Genomic DNA, 18,431 nt, shown 5'->3' with positions numbered 1-18,431 from the left:
AACTGGCTGTTCAAACCAAAAACGCGACCCCCACGACAGGGATGTGAAAGGGTCGCAACCAAACAAAAAATTTGGCACTATCACAAACAAAACACACTGTTGAGTTCTCAAACAACACCCACACACCACTCCCCAGCCATCCGAAGACAACCAGCTCGCGGGGTAGTTACTGCCATCCGTCGCCCCTCTCGGGGCAACTTCTCCAGCGTAGGTGACCCGCCCGCCCCAGTCAAACCAGGAGAACCGCCACCCACACCTTCCCACCACCCGAACCAGACCCTCGCCTCTCGGCTCCGGCCCGCTCCCTCGCGGCTCCGATAAAGTTACACGGGCCGCGGCGAAAGTACTAATCGCCTGGTCAGAGGCTTTTTTCCCGCGACAGTCGCGAACGGAGACCCCATCCGGGTCATCGATCGGTGGGCACTCGCTCGATCTCGCCGCCGAGGGTGCGGATGTTTCCCACGAAGTCCGAATATCCCCGGTCGATGTGGAAGATCTCGCAGACCTCGGTGATGTCGTCTGCGCACATGCCGGCCAACACGAGCCCGGCCCCGGCACGGATGTCGCTCGCCCAGACGGTCGCCGAGTCCAGGCGTTCCCGCCCGACGATCTTGGCGTGGTGCCCGTCCGTCTCCGCGTCGACGCCCATGCGGACCATCTCCTCGACGAACCGGAACCTGGCCTCGAAGAGGTTCTCGGTCACCACCGACACGCCCTCGGAGACCGAGGCGAGCGCGATCGCCATGGGCTGCAGGTCCGTGGGGAACCCCGGGAAGGGCAGGGTCCGGATGTCGCGGGCCCGCGGTCGGCCGTCCTGGGAGACCCGGATCCAGTCGGGACCGGTCTCGACGTCGGCACCCACCGCACGGAGGTTCTCCAACACCACGTGGATGAACATGGGGTCGATCCCATTGACGGTGACGTCGCCCCGGGTCATCACCGCGCCCATCGCCCAGGTGGCGGCGACGATCCGGTCCCCGACCACCCGGTGACTGACCGGGGTCAGCTCGTCCACTCCCTCGATGGTGATGACGCTGGTCCCCGCGCCGCTGATCCGGGCGCCCATCTCGTTGAGGAGGTCGCAGATGTCGACGATCTCCGGTTCGCGGGCCGCGTTCTTCAGTACCGAGGTGCCCTCCGCCAGGACCGCCGCGGTCACGAACGTCTCGGTCGCACCGACCGACGGGAAGCTCAGTTCGTAGTTCGCGCCCCGGAGTTCGGAGGCCTCGGCGACGAGTCGGCCGTGGTCCATACGGGTCTGGGCGCCGAGCCTGTTGAGCCCGTTCTGGTGCCAGTTGAGGGGGCGGCTGCCGATGGCGTCGCCACCGGGCATGGCGATCACGGCGCGGTGGTGGCGGCCGACCAGCGGGCCCAGGATGCACACCGATGCCCGGAGTCGCTGGGCCGCCTTGTCGTCGGCGACGTGCCCCAACTCGGCCGGGGTGTCGATCACGACCGTGTCGCCGGAGATCTCGACCGTGCACCCGAGGTGGCGCAGGACGTCGGCCATCGCCGGGACGTCAGAGATGGTCGGGCAGTTGGTCAGCGTCGTCCGTCCCTCGGCCATGAGCGCCACGGCCATCAACTTGAGCACGCTGTTCTTGGCGCCGGAAACGGAGATCTCGCCGGACAGTCGGGTGCCGCCGCGGACGAGGAAGCTCTCCTCGCGGGACGTGGGATTAGCGCTCACGGTTCCACCCTAGGCGAGTCGGGGGAGGGATCAGCGCCGGCCGCGGTCCCGTCGCAGCGTAGGTTGGCCGACATGGCTGTTCATCTGACCAAGATCTATACCCGGACCGGCGACGACGGGTCCACGGGGTTGTCCGACTTCTCGCGTGTGAGCAAGAACGATCCACGACTGGTGGCGTACGCGGACTGCGACGAGGCCAACGCGGCGATCGGCGTGGCCGTGACGCTCGGCGGGCTCGACGATCGCGTCGCCGCGGTACTGCGGACGGTGCAGAACGACCTCTTCGACGCCGGCGCGGATCTGTCGACCCCGGAGGTGGAGAACCCGAAGTACCCGCCGCTGCGTATCGAGCAGGCGTACATCGACCGCCTCGAGGGCTGGATCGACGAGTTCAACGCCGAGGTGCCCGACCTAACGTCGTTCATCCTGCCCGGCGGGACCCCGGGGGGCGCATACCTCCACGTGGCGCGCACCATCACCCGACGCGCGGAGCGTTCGGCGTGGGCGGCCGTCGAGGCGCACCCGCAGACGACGTCGGCCCTGCCGGCGAAGTATCTGAACCGGCTGTCGGACCTGTTGTTCGTCCTGGGCCGCGTCGCGAACCCGGAGGGCGACGTCCTGTGGGTGCCCGGCGGCGAGCGCGACTGACCGGAGCGCGACCTACCGGTGCAGGGTCAGGGGGTCAGGGCAGCGCGCCCATCCGGCGCGCTGCGTTGACCGCCTCGAACCGGGTGTGTGCGTCGAGTTTGCGCATCACCGAGCGCAGGTAGCTCTTCACGGTCTCGGCGCCGATCCCCATGTCGGCGGCGGTCTCGATGTTCGTCTTGCCCTGGGCGACGCAGGCCAGCACGTCCAATTCGCGGCGGGACAGCCGTGCGGTGGGCATCTCGGGCGGCGGGGAGACCATCTCGGCACAGATGCGCTCGAGTTCGGCGCGCACGTCCGGGTCCTCGGTTCGGGAGGCGAGCATCCGCAGACGCGCGTGTGTCTCGCGCATGCGCTCGTTGGAGAGCACGTCGTCCCACCGCCCCTCGCCGGAACCCGGGCCGACCGGGGCGGCGCCGCGGGCCGCCAACGCGTCGTTGACGGCGATCTCCTGCTCCAGCGCGCGGGCCGTGGCCGCCATCTGGTTGAGGACCTTCTCGCCGAACCTGACCGAGGAGTGGACGCCGGCGTAGATCACCGCGCGGACGTCCTTCCCCACCACCACGGGGATCGCGGCCATCGACCGGAGCCCCTCGGAGAGGACGGGGAGGTCGTACTCGTGCGTGATGACCCCGGCCCGCGGATAGTCGGCCACGCCGACCGGCTTGCCGGTGGCCATGACCCGGCCGCCCACGCCTGCGCCGTAGTGGACCTTGAGGTCCTTCATCGCCGAGGTCCGCATGCCGAGGGACTCGGACAGGACCAGGGTGTGACCCTCCCCGACCACACCGCCGATCGTGACCGGGATGCCCGTCGCCTCGCGGAGAGCGGCGATCGCGCTGCGCACGGACGCGAGGTCGCGCTTGCGTCGCTGGGCATCCCCGGCGCCGCTCGGGCCGTGGCCGGTGTTGTCCTCGTCCACGAGGTCTCCTCCCTCGTCCGTGCGGCACCCCCGCTGCGGGCGGATGACCCCCCTGCCGGTGCGACACTTCGGCGTCGTCAGCGCCACTATACGCACGTGGTCGGGGTGACGCCGAACCAGAACATGAGATTGCCGTCAGGTCGTCGGGGGTACCGGTCGCCGCTTCCCTCCCGCGCCGTCCTCAGGGCGTGAAAGCTGGATCGAATGCCTCCGGATCCTCGGGATCCGCCAGCATCGCCGCGGCCCCGGTGACGGGCGCCGTGCGCTGTTCGTCGTAGATCCATTCCTCCACGTCACTGGAGTCCGGGTCACCGACCAGATACGGGTGCAGGCCCAGTTCCGCGGTCTGGTCGAGCGTCTCCCCGGCGGCGAGGACGGCCCCGTCCAGGAAACGGCCCACCTCGTCGTCGTCCATCTCCACGCCGATCACCACGAGACCCTCCGGCCCCGCTCCCCCGGCGCGCAGCTCCAACCGGCGGCCCACCAGGGCCACCTCGTAGCGGCGGGGGCCGTCCGCGGTGGCCAGGGTCAGGGTGCCCTTGGCGCGGTAGGCGCCGGTCGGCGGCGCGGAGACCGCGGCGAGGAAGCGTCGCGGGTGCAGGTGGCCCGCCGGGGTCACCGTGACGGCCGTGTAGCCGTCGTGCAGGTGCGCGTGCTCACCATGGCGGTGGTCGCCGCCACCGGCGGTCGCGGATCCGGGTGGGTTCCCGGGCGTCATCTCCAGGAGCAACCCGGCCGGCACCGCGGCGCGGACCGCGGGCAGCACGGCCACGCGCGGGGCGTGGTCGCGGATCGACGCGCGGAGCTCGTCGAAGCGCTCCCGGGTGACGAGGTCGCATTTGTTGACGACGACGAGGTCGGCCTCCGCCAGGTGCGCCGCCAGTCTCGGATGGCGCGTCATGGCCTCGTCGAGGCCCTCGGCGTCGACCACCTGGACCATTCCGGCGTGGCGCGCCACGTGCCGGGGAACGTCGTGGACCATCCGCGACAGGACCGTCGGCTCGGCCAGCCCGCTGGCCTCGATGACCGCGAGGTCGAGGCCGAGCTCCGGGTCGGCGAGTCTGGTCAGGGTCTCGCCGAGCTCGCTGGCGTCGACCTCGCAGCAGACGCAGCCGTTGGCGAGCGAGACCATGGAGTCCACGCGGCCGGCGACGGCGGTGGCGTCCACGTCGATCTCACCGAAGTCGTTGACGATCGCGGCGATGCGCAGCCCCGGGGTGCCGGACAGCAGGTGATTGAGCAGTGTGGTCTTGCCCGCGCCCAGGTAACCGGTCAACACGAGCACGGGCAGGGGCTCGCCGGGGGCGCGGTGGGCGTCGCCCGTCCCGTCACCGCCCCCGGCGAGGTGCCCGTGCCTGAGGCCGTCGTTCAGCGACGCCACTCGGGCCTGCGCTTCTCCGCGAACGCCGACATGCCCTCGGTCTGGTCCTCGGTGGCGAACAGCGCGTAGAAGGCGTTCTGCTCGGCGAGCAGGCCCTCCTCGAGGGTGGTCTCGAAGGAGCGGTTGACCGCCTGCTTCGCGACGATGGCCGTGGTCTTGCTCATGGAGGCGATCTTGGTGGCGACCTTCATGGTCTCGTCGAGCAGCTCCGCGGCCGGGACGACGCGGGCGACCAGGCCGGAGCGCTCGGCCTCGTCGGCGTCCATCTGGCGGCCGGTCAGGCACAGGTCCATGGCCTTGGCCTTGCCCACCGCGCGGGTGAGGCGCTGCGAGCCGCCCATGCCCGGGATCACGCCGAGGGTGATCTCGGGCTGACCGAACTTGGCGTTGTCGCCGGCGATGATCATGTCGCACATCATGGCCAGCTCACAGCCGCCGCCCAGGGCGAAGCCGGACACCGCGGCGATGATCGGCGTGCGCGCAGCGGTGAGGCGCTTCCAGTCGTGGAAGAACCGCTCGAGGTAGATGCCCGGGTAGCTCTTGTCCTTCATCTCCTTGATGTCGGCACCGGCCGCGAAGGCCTTCTCCGACCCGGTGATGATGATGCAGCCGACGCCCGCGTCGCCGTCCAGCGCCTCGACCGCCTCGACGACCTCCTTCTCCATGCCGCTGGACAGGGCGTTGAGCGCCTTGGGGCGGTTGAGCGTGATGGTCGCGACCCGGTCGGTCTGGCTGACCAGGATGTTCTCGAACTGCTTCTCCGTCACGGACATGTGCGTCTCCTGTCGTCTGGGGTTCGTTCCGCCATTACTTGGAAGTCCTTGTAAAAGTCGGCGGAACCGATGCTAGCCGGTCACCGGGCGAGGGGCCCGCCGTTCCACAGTCCCGACCGTACGGCCTCACCGTGGGTGACGGTCGCCTCGCGCGCCCCGGGCACCAGCGGGGTGTACCGCACGAGCGATCCCCAGTCGCGGTCCCAGTCGTGCTCGAGATAGGTCGGCACCGTCTCGCCCTCGAGCAACAGCTCGATGAACCCGAGTGGCCCGCCGCCATCCCACGCCTGCCACGTGTTGGTGGAGCTCACGGCCAGCGCGCGATCGGGCAGGACGCGGTACTCGGGGAGCTCGTGGATGCCGGCGTACTCGTCGAACGGCCGCAGGCACGGGACGTGGAACGCCACGGCCCAGTCCGGGAGCACCGGGCGCGAATCCCCGACGAGGTCCTGCATCGTCACCAGCTCGGGCATGCGCGGCGGGGTGACGGCGATCCACCGCGACGGGTCCGGGTCGAGATCGCGCACGACCAACCGGATGGCCGTGGCGTCGTCGGGCAGGGTGTCCATCGGCACGCGCAGGTTGCGCCAGGACGGGGCCGGACCGATGTCGATCGGCGCGACCGAGCCCGCCACCTCGAACTCCCCGCCACCGGTGGAGTACTCGACGAGCACCGCGTCGGGTGCGAAGGACCCGGCCACGCCGATCGTGACGAGCGGGTTCTGCTCGGACCGTCCGGGCAGCGGGTACCAGTCCGTGGTGGTCTCGGCGTTGACCTGCGCCCCCGACTGGTAACTGCCGAGGATCGGCACGCGGGCGGGGTCGAGGCCGAAGGGCAGGACCGCGTGGCTGCCGTTGATGCCTTCGCCTGCGCGCACCCCACCCTCGGTGCCGGCGGTGGTCGACGTGGTGTCGGAGCCCTCTCCCGTGCCGGGGGTGTCGGTGTCCGCGGCCTGGGTGGCGGTGAGGTCGGTGGGGATCCCGTCCGGTGCGAACCGGACCGCCTCACCGCCGGACTCGAGTTGGTCGCGGGGGTCACCGACCGGGGCGAGCAGGCCGGCGTTGGCGTCCGGCTCGGCGAGCACGACGTCGGCGATACCGCACGGCTCGCCTGAGAGCGCGCGGAGGTTCTGCAGGCCCACCGAGTACGCGGGGTACTGGTTGCGGACCGCCGCGGCCATGGAGGCGACGATGACGACGACGACGAGCGCCGCCCCCACCCCGAGTGGGGCGTGGGAGACCTCGCGTACTAGCCGGAGCACGGGTCCGCGGTCGCCACCGTCACGCTCCGGCCCCGTCCGCGTCACGAACGGTTCCCGGTAGTGCAGGACGAGTGCGGCGAGGAGCGCCAGGAGCATCAGTCCGAGGAACACCGAGTACAGGTGGATCCCGGCGATCGTGGGCTGGGCTCCTCCCCACGGGATCCCGTAGATGGAGATGTACCACCACCCGTTGGTCGAGGTGAAGCTCAGCGCCAGCACGAACAGGACGGCGGCCAGGAAGAGCATGCGGTTGCGGAGAGACCTGGTCGCGGCCGGGAGGACGGCCATGGTCACCAGCGCCGCCAGCGCTGCGCCGATGGTGGCGAAGGCCCCGAAGTGGTGGGTCCACTTGGTGGGGTTGAGCGCCATGAACGCGATGGAGATGGCGGCGAGGCCCACGATGCGGCGGGCGGGTCCCACGGACACCCCGGGGATCCGGCCCTTGCGGAACAGGATCGCCGCGCAGGTGATGAGCGAGAGCAGCATCGCGAGGACCCCGAACCGGCGGGCCAGCGAGCCGTCGGGGGTCGGGTTCATCAACCACTCGTAGCGCCAGACCTCCTCGTACCAGCTGCCGGACGGGCCGACGTCTCCGAGCAGCGCCGAGGACTGCAGCGTGGTGACCAGGGGCTGGTCGAGGAAGATCAGGTGCAGCACGCCCAGCCCGGCCGCCAGCAGCGGAGCGAGGGTCGGCATCCATCCGTCCCGCTTCGCCCGCCGGATCACGAGCAGCAGGAGCGGCCGCGACGCGGCGATGATGACGGCGATGCAGAACGTGCCGGTGGGCGCCGCGGACAGGGTGAGTCCACCGATGATGAAACCGGTGGCCGCCGGCAGCAGTCGTCCGGTCGCGAGCGCCCGCTCGAGCGAGACCCAGGTGGCCAGCACACCGAAGGCGATGATCGGTTCGGGCCGGAGGCCGTTGTTGTAGGTGAGCCAGAACGCGAGGAAGACCGCAGCCGTACTCCATCGCACGGCCGAGGCCCGACGGGCGGCGATGCCGAGCCTCGGGATGACCTCCCGGGACAGCAGGATCCACGAGGCGATGCCCAGCAGCAGCGCGGGCAGGCGGAGCCAGACACTGCCCAGTGAGATCGCACTCATGGCGGTGTACAGGTAATACGGCATGCCGAACGGCGCGTACGGGGCACCGTAATAACGGAACACCTCCGGCATGTAGCCGCTGGACACGGCCGCGCGGGCCTCGGTGAGGATGTACCCGTCGTCTGCGGTGTTGGCCCCGATGACGTGCCACACCAGGAGGGTCGCGACGACCAGCAGGTCCAACGGTCGCGGCTTCCACCAGCCCGGGGGGAGGATGCGACGAGCGATCCGTCCGTCCCGCAGGTCGAGTCGGTGCAGCGCGATGAGCGCGACGACGATCGCGAGGACCCCCAGGACGATCGCGATCTGCTTGAGGGCGGTCGCCTGGGTGGTATAGCGGGAGTCGACCGTGATGTCGACCGCCATGCCCTCCGGTGCGGCGCCTTCCAGGTCGGTGAACACTCCGACGACCTGTGGGCGGAGGTCCGCGTCGATCCGGCCGCCGACCCCCTGCCCGTCGATCTCCAGACCGACGAATTCGGCACCGATCGACCCGGAGTCGGCGGTGACGCGGATCGTGGAGCACGCGCCGGCCGCCGTGACCGCAGCGGTGGGCGCGGAGGCGACGAGCGCGTTGCGGCTGCGGACCTCCACGTTGGGGCCGGCGACGGAGACCATGAGCGCGCGGGACCCCGCGTTCTCCCCCGCCTCGCGGGGCGCGGTCGATACCAGCACGCCGTCCTCGCGGCCGTCGAGCAACTGACCGACGGCCGTGCACGGCACCTCGACGGTGAGGTCGAGAGGGTAGTAGGCGACGAGCGGGGCGGTGACCGGCTCGAGCGTGCCCGCGTCGGGCCAGCTGACGGTGGTGGTCGTCTGCGTGACCGGCAGCAGCGGCACGATGACCGCCAGGAGTATGCCGATGATCCCGCTGACCGTGGCCACGATCCCCAACCGAGGTCCTCGTCGGGACTTCTCCGGCACGTCAGGAACCTCGGTGGCAGTCGATGGCATGACGACCACGCTATAACGAGGGGTGGAGGTTCCCCGAAACGACGAACGCGCCGGAGGGGGGTCCCCTCGGCGCGTTCGGATCGTTGTGGCCAGAGTCGGGATCGAACCGACGACCTTCCGCTTTTCAGGCGGACGCTCGTACCAACTGAGCTACCTGGCCCTAAGACGACCGGCGCATCCGGTGAACACCGAATGCGCCGGTTGCCTCGTGCGACCCTGACGGGACTCGAACCCGCGACCTCCGCCGTGACAGGGCGGCGCGCTAACCAACTGCGCCACAGGGCCGTGCTCTTCGCACGAGAAAGAACATTAGTGGACCGCTGGGCCGTTGCGCAAATCGGCCCCCCGCGCCGCGTATCAGAGCAGTTCAGGGGCGCTTCGGCGGTGGCTGCCCTCGACATGACGGACCGGCGTTCCGTCCGACGACGCGGACGCACACACACCTCGGGCCATCCCTGGTCGCACACGCCACAGCAGGGGGGCGTGAATCGTCGCGGCGGAGGGCCGCGGATGCACGAGGTCCCGGCCACCTCATGGTGACCGGGACCCCGGCTGTATGTACCCCCTACGGGATTCGAACCCGCGCTGCCGGCGTGAAAGGCCGGTGTCCTAGGCCGCTAAACGAAGGGGGCCTACGCCACGTCCGGGTGCCCCGGTCCGCAGCGGGATCCAGTGTAGGGCACCACCCACCGGGCGGATAAACCAACCACACACGCGGACGGTATCGTGGCCGTCGCCCCTATAGCTCAGTTGGTAGAGCTACGGACTTTTAATCCGCAGGTCGTCGGTTCGAGCCCGACTGGGGGCACAACGTCGTCAGACGACACCCCGGGCCCCCGTGTGCCGGTCCATTGGACCTGTCCGCGCCCCGCTGGGAGAATCACGACCATGTCCGCACCCACCGCCACCGCGGCCCCCGCTCTGCGCATCGGCCCGCTGGAACTCGCCTCGCCTGTCGTCCTGGCCCCGATGGCCGGGGTCACCAATGTCGCGTTCCGCACCCTGTGCCGCGAGATCGAGCGGGAGCAGCAGGGGTCGGTCTCCGGTCTGTACGTCTGCGAGATGGTCACGGCACGCGCACTGGTCGAGCGCCAGCCCGCAACGTTGCACATGGCCACGTTCGCACCGGACGAGTCACCGCGCAGCCTGCAGCTGTACACGGTCGACGCGGAGTACACCTATGCGGCGGCCAAGATGATCGTCGACGAGGACCTCGCCGACCACATCGACATCAACTTCGGGTGTCCCGTCCCCAAGGTCACGCGGCGCGGTGGCGGGTCCGCCATTCCCTACAAGCGCCGACTGTTCCGGTCGATCGTCGCGGCGGCGGTCCGCGCGACGGAGGGCACGGACATCCCCGTGACGGTGAAGATGCGGGTGGGGATCGACGACGCCCACCACACCCATCTCGACGCCGGCCGCATCGCCGTCGAGGAGGGCGCCCAAGCCGTCGCGCTGCACGCCCGGACCGCCGCGCAGCGCTACTCGGGCGAGGCCGACTGGTCGCAAATCTCCCGGCTGGTCGAGCACATCGGCGCCGTCTCGGACGTCCCCGTCCTGGGCAACGGTGACATCTTCTCCGCGGAGGACGCCGTGCGGATGCGCGAGGAGACCGGCTGCGCGGGCGTCGTGATCGGTCGCGGTTGTCTGGGACGTCCCTGGCTGTTCTCGGAACTCGCCGCCCGGCTCGACGGCCGTGAGGCGCCGGTCCCGCCCACCCTCGGTGAGGTCGCGCGCATCATGTACCGCCACGGCGAGCTCCTGGCCCAGCACCACGGCGAGGACAAGGGGATGCGCGACATCCGCAAGCACGTCGCGTGGTACCTCCGCGGATTCCCCGCCGGGTCCGAGAAGCGTGTCGGGCTGTCCGCCGTCCGCACCCTGGACGACCTCGCGGAGTTGCTCGCCGATCTCCCCGCCGACGAGCCCTTCCCCTCCGACGGCTACGGCCCGCGGGGTCGTCAGGGCTCCCCCTCCAGGGTGCTGCTCCCCGAGGGCTGGCTCGACGACCCCGAGGACGACGCGACCGCGCTCGAGGGCGCTGACGCCGAGAACTCGGGCGGCTGAGCCCGCGCGGCCGGGCGGGCCTGCCGATCCCGTGAGTTCACCGGTCGTTCACCGCGCCGCCGATCACGGCGCTGACATGCGCGTATCCTGGCAACATGCGTCTCGTCTACTCCGAAGAACTCGCGGGCCTGGCCACGTCCATGGCCCGGATGTGCTCCCTGGCGACCGATGACATGGAGCTGGCCACCCATGCCCTGCTCCAGGTCGACCTCGTCGCCGCGGAGAAGGTCCTCGAGTCCGCGTCGGAGATGTCCAGGCTGGCGACCGAGAACGAGGAACGTGGCTTCGCGCTCCTCGCCCTCCAGGCGCCCGTCGCCCGCGACCTCCGGCAGGTGGTCACCTCGATCCAGCTGGTGCAGGACCTCGTCCGCATGGGCACCCTGGCCGGCCATGTCGCCAAGATCGTCCGCCGACGTCACCCCGAGCCGGTCCTCCCCGAGCCGGTCAACGGATACCTCGCCGAGATGGGCCGGGTCGCCGTCTCGCTGGGTCGCTCGGCGACCGAGGTCCTCCTCAACCGCGATGCCGAGCAAGCGGCCACGCTGGCGCAGCAGGACGACGCCGTCGACGACCTCCGGCGGCACCTGTTCACCCTGCTGACGGTGCGAGAGTGGAAGTGGGGCGTCGCGTGCGCAGTCGACGTCACGCTCCTCGGCCGGTACTACGAGCGGTTCGCCGACCACGCCGTGGAGGTCGCCCAACGCGTGATCTTCCTGGCCACCGGCGAGTACGCCACAGTGCCCGAGGACGACCCCGAGCGGCCGTCCCCCTCGAGCGAAGAGCTGGTGCGTCAGTTCAACGAGACGGACCGCACCTTCAAGGAGCGCATCGCCCGCCATGAGGCCGCCGACGGGGACGGGCCTGCCGGGGACGCCTGACCCCCCGACCGGACGCGGATGGACGAGTGCCCCGGAGCCGGCCGCGAGGCCGACACCGGGGCACTGGTCCGCGTGCTCGAACGCGGGTCAGCCGAAACGTCCGGAGACGTAGTCCTCGGTCTGCTTGTTGTCCGGGTTGGAGAAGATCTTCTCGGTGGAGTTGACCTCCACCAGCTGGCCCGGCATGCCGGTCGCCTCGAGGGAGAAGAACGCGGTCTGGTCGGAGACGCGGGCAGCCTGCTGCATGTTGTGCGTGACGATCACGATCGTGAACTCGTTCTTCAGCTCGGAGATGAGATCCTCCACCGCCAGAGTCGAGATCGGGTCGAGTGCGGAACAGGGCTCGTCCATCAGCAACACCTGCGGCTCGATGGCGATCGCGCGGGCGATGCACAGGCGCTGCTGCTGCCCGCCCGAGAGCCCGCCACCGGGCTTGTCGAGACGATCCTTGACCTCGTTCCACAGATTGGCGCCCCGCAGCGACTTCTCGGCAACCTCGTCGAGGGTCTTCTTGTTCTTGACGCCCTGGAGCCTGAGGCCCGCCACGACGTTCTCCTTGATGGACATCGTGGGGAACGGGTTGGGGCGCTGGAAGACCATCCCGATGGTCCGCCGCACCGCGACCGGGTCGATCTTCTTGTCGTAGATGTCCACTCCGTCGAGCTTGATGGAGCCCTTGACGTAGGCGCCCGCGATCTCCTCGTGCATACGGTTGAGGGAACGCAGGACGGTGGACTTGCCACACCCGGACGGGCCGATGAACGCGGTCACCGACCGCGGTGGCACGTGGAGGTCGACGTCCTTCACGGCGTGGAAGTCCCCGTAGAAGATGTCGACGTTCTCGAGGTCGAGACGCTTGGCCATGGCTGGTCCTTACTTGGTCTTGGGCGCGAGCGCCTTGGCGGCGAAGGTGGCGAGCACGTTCGCCAGCGCGATGATGATGATGAGGGTGAGCGCGGCACCCCAGATCCGGAACTGGCCGGCCTCGTTGGGGTTCGACAGCTGGTTGTAGATCAGCAACGGGAGCGAGGCCATGTTGCCCTCGAAGACGTCGTAGTTGTACCGCGCGGTGTACCCCACCAGGATCAGCACCGGCGCGGTCTCACCCATCACCCGGGCGAGGGCGAGGAAGATGCCGGAGATCATCCCCGACAGCGCCGTGGGGATGACGACGCTGACGATGGTCTTCCACTTGGGCACGCCGAGGGCGTAGGAGGCCTCGCGGAGCTCGTCCGGCACGAGCTTGAGCATCTCCTCGGTCGACCGCACGATCAGCGGCAGCATGAGCAGCACCAGCGCGAGGGACACCGCGAACGCGCTGAGATTGAACTTCAGCACCGAGACCCAGACGCCGAAGATGAAGATGGCCGCCACCACCGAGGGGACGCCGGCGAGCACGTCGACCATGAAGGTGGTGGGCTTGGCGACCCGCGACCCGGGGTACTCGATCAGCATGATGCCGGCCGCGACCCCGAGAGGGATCGAGATGACCGCCGCGATGGCGGCCTGGACGAGGCTGCCGTAGATCGCATGGCCCACACCGCCGGCCATCGAGGACGGGGCGACGAGGTTGAAGGAGTTGGTCCACCACGTCACGTCGAGGACCGCGGGCAGGCCCGAGGCGATCACCTTGTACAGCAGGGCGACCAGCGGGATGACGGCCAGAACGAAACACACCGTGAAGACCACGGTCGCCGCCTTGTCCTTGATCTTGCGGCTGGTGGAGATCGGGAGGAACGTCTCGGCCGGCTTGGCGGGTTTGGCGAGGTCGGGGGTTACCTGTGACATCAGCCGTTGACCTTTCCACCGGACACCGACCGCGCGATGAGGTTGACGATGAAGGTGAGGATGAAGAGCACGAGACCGGCCGCGATGTACGCGCCGGTCGGGAGCGGATGGTTGAACTCGGCGCTGCCGGAGGCGATCTTCGACGCGAACGTGAAACCTCCGTCGAAGAGGGACAGGGTGCTCGCCGAGCTCGCCGCGCGGAGGATGATCAGCACGGCCACCGTCTCGCCGAGGGCCCGGCCGAGGGCGAGCATCGAACCCGCGATCATCCCGGACTTGGCGTACGGGAAGCAGGTCAGTCGGATCTTCTCCCACTTGGTGGCGCCCAGCGCGAGGGCCGCCTCCTGGTGGAGGGACGGGGTCTGGCGGATGGTCTCGCGCGACATGGACGTGATGATCGGCAGGATCATGATGGCCAGGACGACGCCGGCGGTGAAGATGGTGCCGCCGCCCGCGATGGTGACGTTGCCGTCACCGAACAGGAAGATCCAACTGAGGTTCTCGTTCAGCCAGCCGGCGAACGGGACCATCCACGGTCCGAGGACGAGCAACCCCCACATGCCGTAGATGATCGACGGGACGGCGGCGAGCAGGTCGATGAGTGCCGACAGGGACCGGGAGAGCCGCGGCGGCGCGTACTGCACGAGGAACGTCGCGATGCCGATCGAGACGGGCACCGCCAGCACCAGTGCGAAGATCGAGCTCAGCACCGTGACCTTGAGTAGATCCAGGATGCCGAAGCGCATGTTCTGCGGGTCGGTGGTGTTCCACTCCGAGGACGTGAAGAAGTTGACGTTGTTCTGCAGGAGCGACGGTGTCGCCTGCATGACGAGGACGATCCCGATCAGCGCGATGAGCGCGACGATGACCCCGCCCGCCGCGACGGTGAGTCCGCGGAACAGGGAGTCGATCCTCTGGGACGACCGGGCGTCGTGCAGACCGCCCCCACCGCCGTCCGCGCCCGACACCCTTCCGGTGCCGTCTCTGGGATCACCGGACGTGGCGTTCTCGCCGGCGTCACGGTCGACGGATTCGTGAACTGTCATGAGACCTTCAGTCGCTCAGGTGGGAAAGGGTCGGTCACCGCGCCCGACCGTACAGGGACGGACGCGGTGACCGCGAATATCAGGAGATCTCGGAGATGGCCGTGAGGAGCTTCTCGCGGAAGGCGTCCGGCACGGGGATGTAGCCCTCGTCCTCGAGCTGGGCCTGGACGTCCTCCGCCACCGCGACACCCAGGAAGGACTTGACGGCCTCGGCCGTCTCCGGGTCGGCGTACGTCGAGCAGACGAGCTCGTAGGTGGGCATGATGATCGGGTAGGCGCCCGCGACCTCGGGGACGTAGAACGACGAGGTGTCGATCACCAGATCGTTGGAACCCTCGTTCTTCAGGGTGGCCGAGTCGATCGTGGTGCCGGCGGTCTCGGCGTTGAGCTCCACGCCCTCCGCGTCGGCCGGGGTGATGATCTTCACCATGCCGAGGTCCTGGTTCTTGGCGTACGACCACTCGGTGTAGGTGATCGTCCCGGGGGTCTGCGCGATGGCCGCGGAGACGCCCTCGTTGCCGCGGGAGCCCTCGCCCGTGCCCCCGTTGAAGGTCTTGCCGGCTCCCCCGGTCCACGACTCCGGGGCGGCCGCCTCGAGGTACTTCTGGAAGTTGTCGGTGGTGCCGGACTCGTCCGACCGGAAGATCACGGTGATGTCCTGATCGGGCAGCTCGGTGCCCTCGTTCTCCGCTGCGATGGCCGGGTCGTTCCAGTTGGTGATCTCACCGGAGAAGATCTTGGCGATGGTGTCGGCCGAGAGCGCAACCTCGACACCGTCGAGGTTGTAGGCGACAGCGATGGGTCCGAAGACGGCGGGCAGGTTCCATGCCGGACCCTCGCACCGCTCCTCGGCCTGGGTGTACTCGTCGTCCTTGAGCGGGGAGTCGGAGCCGCCGAAGTCGGTCTGGCCGCCGATGAACTCCTTGACTCCCGAACCGGAACCGTTCGAGTTGTAGTCCAGCGTCTGCCCCTCGCAGCTCATGCTGTACGAGTTGGCGAAGATCGTCATGGCGTTGTTCTGCGCGGACGACCCCGAGGAGTTCAGGCTGGCCTTGCCACCACACTCCGCGCCGGAGACGGCCTGGGCTGCCGTGTCGCCCCCGCCGGCGTTGTCATCCGAGCAGGCGGCCAGACCGAACGTCGTCAGGGTGGCCAGGCCGAGCAGGGCACCGGTGCGCTTGAGGTCCACAGATTCTCCTTGGTTCATCGGTGGAGGACTCCACCGTGTCACGTAGTTGGTGACTCACGTCGCGAGGCCGGATCGACACACATCGACCCGACGACGAGAAAACCTAGGTCTCCGACGTGAACAACCCCGCGAAGGCAGGTGAACCCGAGGTGAACTCCCTGCTCGGAGCGTTAACCTCGGCTGCCCGACACCCCCTGCGCGCCCCCCACCTGGGGTTATCCTGGGATCGCAGGTCGGGACCGCCCGCGTCTCAGCGCGAGGAGTAGGTCACATCTCGGTGTTCGACAGCGAATCCGAGCCTCTCGTAGGTGCGGATCGCCGGTCGGTTGTCACCCTCCACGTAGAGGACGACCGACCCCGCCCGTGCCCGGCTCTCGAGGTGGTCGACCCCGATGGCCGTGAGCAGGCCGCCCAATCCGCGGCCCTGGTCGGCCGGGTCGACCGCGACCACGTAGACCTCCCCCTCGACCGGCTCCCCGGGTTCCGCGACGGTCTTGGTCCAGTGGAACCCCGCCAGCCGCGGGCGGTCGCCCGAGGTGTCCACCGCGAGGAAGACCGCCCCGGGGTCGACCCAGTCCACGGCGAGGCGGTCGTCGAGTTGTTCGCGCGTCCAGCCCCCCTGTTCCGGGTGCCACGAGAACGCGGCGTTGTTCACGCGGAGGAATTCTTCCCGGGAGTCCATCCCCGGCCACCGGACCCCACCCTCCGACTCGGCATCGGCGAGGGTGCCGGTCTCGATGCCCTCGGACGGGCGCGGGTCCGCGAGTGCCGGCCCGTTCGACGCCCGCCTCCGCATCTTGAGCAGTTCGCGGGTCCGCGCCAGCCCGAGGCCCTCGGCCACCGCGCGGGCGGAGGGCAGGTCCCCGTGCGCCCACACCGCGGCGCCGGGCTCGGCCTCGAGAACCGCGCGGACGAGGGCGGTCCCGTGGCCCCTGCGACGGCGCGAGGGGTCCACGACGAGTTCCGCGGTCGCCTCGTCCCCCGTGCCGGTGAGCTGGGCGTAGCCGACGATCGAGGGAGCCGCGGCTCCGTGAACAGCGGCATCATCGTCCGCCTCGGGTTCGCTCGCCAGGAAGTGACGCACCTCGCCCGTGGTCCCCCGTAGGGCCCGCATCGGCTGCTCGCCGAGCGGTGCGACCCCGTCGACAGCCCCGGCCTGCCGTGCCATCGCCTCGATCATGTCGACCGCACCGGAGTCCATCACGCGTTCGGTGACCGTCATGCGTCCCCCCCGTCCTCCCGGCGGTCCGAGGGTCGGACCGCTTTGTACCCGACGTTACGGACGGTGCCGATGAGGGACTCGTGATCGGGACCGAGTTTCGCGCGAAGTCGCCGGACATGGACGTCGACGGTCCTGGTGCCACCGAAGAAGTCGTAGCCCCAGACCTCCTGGAGCAACTGTGCACGGGAGAACACCCGGCCGGGATGCTGGCAGAGGTGTTTGAGGAGTTCGAACTCCTTGTAGGTCAGGTCCAGGGGACGCCCCTTGACCCGGGCGACGTAGGTCTCCTCGTCGATCACCAGCTCACCGACCGTGAGGAGGCCGCCCTCGGCCTCACCCTGGGACGAATGCCGCGCGGCGGCGAGCCGGAACCTGGCGTCCACCTCCGCCGGACCGGTGGTCGGGAGGAGGATGTCGTCGAGACCCCAGTCCCCACTGACGGCGATCAGACCACCCTCGGAGACCACGGCGATGACTGCGAGGTCTCCCCCGCCGGACAACAGTCTGCACAGTGCACGCGACGCCGCGAGATCACTCCGCGCGTCGACCAGGGCGAGCGCCGCCCCGGAGAGATCCCCGAGCGAGGACGCCAGCGGGGGGAGCACCCGCACCGAGTGCGGTAGGAGAGGCAGTGCGGGGATGACCGCCTCAGGGTCTGCTTCAGCAGCGAGGAGCACTACGTCCATGTCGCTTCCTCTCCGTCCGGGGGCCGAGACGATACTAGCGACCCGCACCCCCGAAACGGGGATTGGAGTACACCTGAAACCCATGAGAGCCCCCCGCCCCGTCGTCATCGCGGCCGCTGCCATGGCCATCGTGGCCGGCGGCGCCTTCACCGCGGAGGCCGTGTCGGCCTCGCGGATCGAAGCCGCTCTGTCCGACCGGATCGCCCGGGGGATCCCCCTCAGCGGGCCGCCCTCGGTGAAGATCGGCGGGGTCCCCGGGTCCCGGTGGTCGGGGCCGGACACCCTCACCTCGGTGGCGATCCGGGTCGAGGGGGTCGACCGTCCCGGACTCGGTCCCGTCGCGGTCGAGGCCATGGCCACCGACGTCTCGGTGCCACCGGACCGGAGCGGACCCCTGACGTCCGGAGCGGTGACGGTCTCGGTACAGATGACCGGCGACTCGCTGGGCCCGGCCCTGGGTATGCGGGACGTGCTGGTCGGTGCGGCCGATGATCCGAGCCTCGCCGGGGGCACCGAGAACCGGGCCCGCGTCACCGGGACACTCGAGGGGACCGACGTCCGTGTCTCGGCGTTCGTCGACCTCGTCGTCGACGACCTCGGGGCCCACCTCGTCCCCGTCGCACCCGCGACCGGACCGGCTGGTTTCCCCGACGGCGATGGCGCACTGGCCATGCGCCGCACCGCACTGACGTTGGAACCGGACGTCCTCCCGCTGGGCGTGGCCGTCGAGTCCCTCGACGTCAGGGGTGGCACCATCACCGCCACCGGCCGGGGCGGACCCGGCACCGCGCCGCTGGGCGGCCTCGCCCGGCCCGACCTCTAGA

The 18,431-nt window shown here is 69.6% G+C and carries 15 protein-coding genes and 4 tRNA genes; 5 read left to right on the top strand and 14 right to left on the bottom strand.

The genetic code is table 11. The features are described from left to right. Positions 1-406 precede the first annotated feature (406 nt). Positions 407-1,690, bottom strand: a complete 1,284-nt coding sequence (gene murA / locus AC3DE3_RS12905) for a UDP-N-acetylglucosamine 1-carboxyvinyltransferase (RefSeq protein WP_488370239.1) — start codon at positions 1,688-1,690, stop codon at positions 407-409. 72 nt (positions 1,691-1,762) lie between these two features. Between murA and AC3DE3_RS12900 the strand changes: the two genes are divergently transcribed. Beyond that, the gene (locus AC3DE3_RS12900; RefSeq protein ID WP_260487390.1) at positions 1,763-2,338 is read left to right on the top strand and encodes a cob(I)yrinic acid a,c-diamide adenosyltransferase; all 576 of its coding nucleotides are present in this window, start codon (positions 1,763-1,765) and stop codon (positions 2,336-2,338) included. 34 nt (positions 2,339-2,372) lie between these two features. Here the strand turns inward: AC3DE3_RS12900 and AC3DE3_RS12895 are convergent, their stop codons facing one another. The 7 genes from AC3DE3_RS12895 to AC3DE3_RS12865 form a co-directional block, all read right to left on the bottom strand. Then, on the bottom strand, positions 2,373-3,257 hold the full coding sequence (locus tag AC3DE3_RS12895) for a LuxR C-terminal-related transcriptional regulator (RefSeq protein ID WP_256820132.1): 885 nt from the start codon (positions 3,255-3,257) through the stop codon (positions 2,373-2,375). 181 nt (positions 3,258-3,438) lie between these two features. Then, positions 3,439-4,638, bottom strand: a complete 1,200-nt coding sequence (locus tag AC3DE3_RS12890) for a CobW family GTP-binding protein (protein ID WP_260487386.1) — start codon at positions 4,636-4,638, stop codon at positions 3,439-3,441. Continuing rightward, entirely contained in the window at positions 4,626-5,411 is a 786-nt protein-coding gene (locus AC3DE3_RS12885) for an enoyl-CoA hydratase (RefSeq protein ID WP_260487384.1), read from the bottom strand. The genes AC3DE3_RS12890 and AC3DE3_RS12885 overlap by 13 nt, the downstream gene beginning before the upstream one ends. A gap of 80 nt (positions 5,412-5,491) precedes the next feature. Further along, positions 5,492-8,731, bottom strand: a complete 3,240-nt coding sequence (locus AC3DE3_RS12880; protein WP_488370238.1) for an arabinosyltransferase domain-containing protein — start codon at positions 8,729-8,731, stop codon at positions 5,492-5,494. Between the two features lie 86 nt (positions 8,732-8,817). Next, positions 8,818-8,891, bottom strand: a tRNA-Phe gene (locus tag AC3DE3_RS12875). A gap of 51 nt (positions 8,892-8,942) precedes the next feature. After that, positions 8,943-9,016: transfer RNA gene (locus tag AC3DE3_RS12870), tRNA-Asp, on the bottom strand. 274 nt (positions 9,017-9,290) lie between these two features. Next, positions 9,291-9,363, bottom strand: a tRNA-Glu gene (locus AC3DE3_RS12865). Positions 9,364-9,466: 103 nt separating this feature from the next. Here AC3DE3_RS12865 and AC3DE3_RS12860 point away from each other — a divergent pair. From AC3DE3_RS12860 to phoU, 3 genes are all read left to right on the top strand, one after another. Then, positions 9,467-9,539 (top strand) — tRNA-Lys (locus AC3DE3_RS12860). A gap of 80 nt (positions 9,540-9,619) precedes the next feature. Continuing rightward, the gene (gene dusB, locus AC3DE3_RS12855; protein WP_488370237.1) at positions 9,620-10,798 is read left to right on the top strand and encodes a tRNA dihydrouridine synthase DusB; all 1,179 of its coding nucleotides are present in this window, start codon (positions 9,620-9,622) and stop codon (positions 10,796-10,798) included. Between the two features lie 95 nt (positions 10,799-10,893). Further along, entirely contained in the window at positions 10,894-11,676 is a 783-nt protein-coding gene (phoU, locus tag AC3DE3_RS12850) for a phosphate signaling complex protein PhoU (protein ID WP_488370236.1), read from the top strand. Between the two features lie 87 nt (positions 11,677-11,763). Here the strand turns inward: phoU and pstB are convergent, their stop codons facing one another. The 6 genes from pstB to AC3DE3_RS12820 form a co-directional block, all read right to left on the bottom strand. Next, positions 11,764-12,540: a phosphate ABC transporter ATP-binding protein PstB gene (pstB, locus tag AC3DE3_RS12845; RefSeq protein WP_260487376.1), complete on the bottom strand. Its 777-nt coding sequence runs from the start codon at positions 12,538-12,540 to the stop codon at positions 11,764-11,766. 9 nt (positions 12,541-12,549) lie between these two features. Continuing rightward, complete coding sequence (gene pstA, locus AC3DE3_RS12840; RefSeq protein ID WP_260487374.1) at positions 12,550-13,464, bottom strand: phosphate ABC transporter permease PstA; 915 nt, start codon at positions 13,462-13,464, stop codon at positions 12,550-12,552. Next, the gene (pstC, locus tag AC3DE3_RS12835) at positions 13,464-14,510 is read right to left on the bottom strand and encodes a phosphate ABC transporter permease subunit PstC (protein ID WP_260487371.1); all 1,047 of its coding nucleotides are present in this window, start codon (positions 14,508-14,510) and stop codon (positions 13,464-13,466) included. Before pstC ends, pstA begins: the two co-directional genes overlap by 1 nt. A gap of 79 nt (positions 14,511-14,589) precedes the next feature. Next, a complete protein-coding gene (gene pstS / locus AC3DE3_RS12830; protein ID WP_260487369.1) occupies positions 14,590-15,699 on the bottom strand; it encodes a phosphate ABC transporter substrate-binding protein PstS in 1,110 nt (369 codons plus the stop codon). A 250-nt stretch (positions 15,700-15,949) separates the two neighbouring features. Further along, positions 15,950-16,921 carry a mycothiol synthase gene (gene mshD, locus AC3DE3_RS12825; RefSeq protein ID WP_488370235.1) on the bottom strand — a complete coding sequence of 324 codons (972 nt, stop codon included), beginning with the start codon at positions 16,919-16,921 and terminating at the stop codon, positions 15,950-15,952. Then, the gene (locus AC3DE3_RS12820; protein WP_260487366.1) at positions 16,918-17,607 is read right to left on the bottom strand and encodes a winged helix-turn-helix domain-containing protein; all 690 of its coding nucleotides are present in this window, start codon (positions 17,605-17,607) and stop codon (positions 16,918-16,920) included. Before AC3DE3_RS12820 ends, mshD begins: the two co-directional genes overlap by 4 nt. An 82-nt stretch (positions 17,608-17,689) precedes the next feature. Between AC3DE3_RS12820 and AC3DE3_RS12815 the strand changes: the two genes are divergently transcribed. Beyond that, on the top strand, positions 17,690-18,430 hold the full coding sequence (locus AC3DE3_RS12815) for an LmeA family phospholipid-binding protein (protein ID WP_488370233.1): 741 nt from the start codon (positions 17,690-17,692) through the stop codon (positions 18,428-18,430). Position 18,431: the final 1 nt, after the last annotated feature.

Source organism: Dietzia sp. IBK-p2-16D, assembly GCF_057773085.1.
Note: the sequence above shows the minus strand (reverse complement) of the source record. Positions and strands in the feature narration are given on the sequence as shown.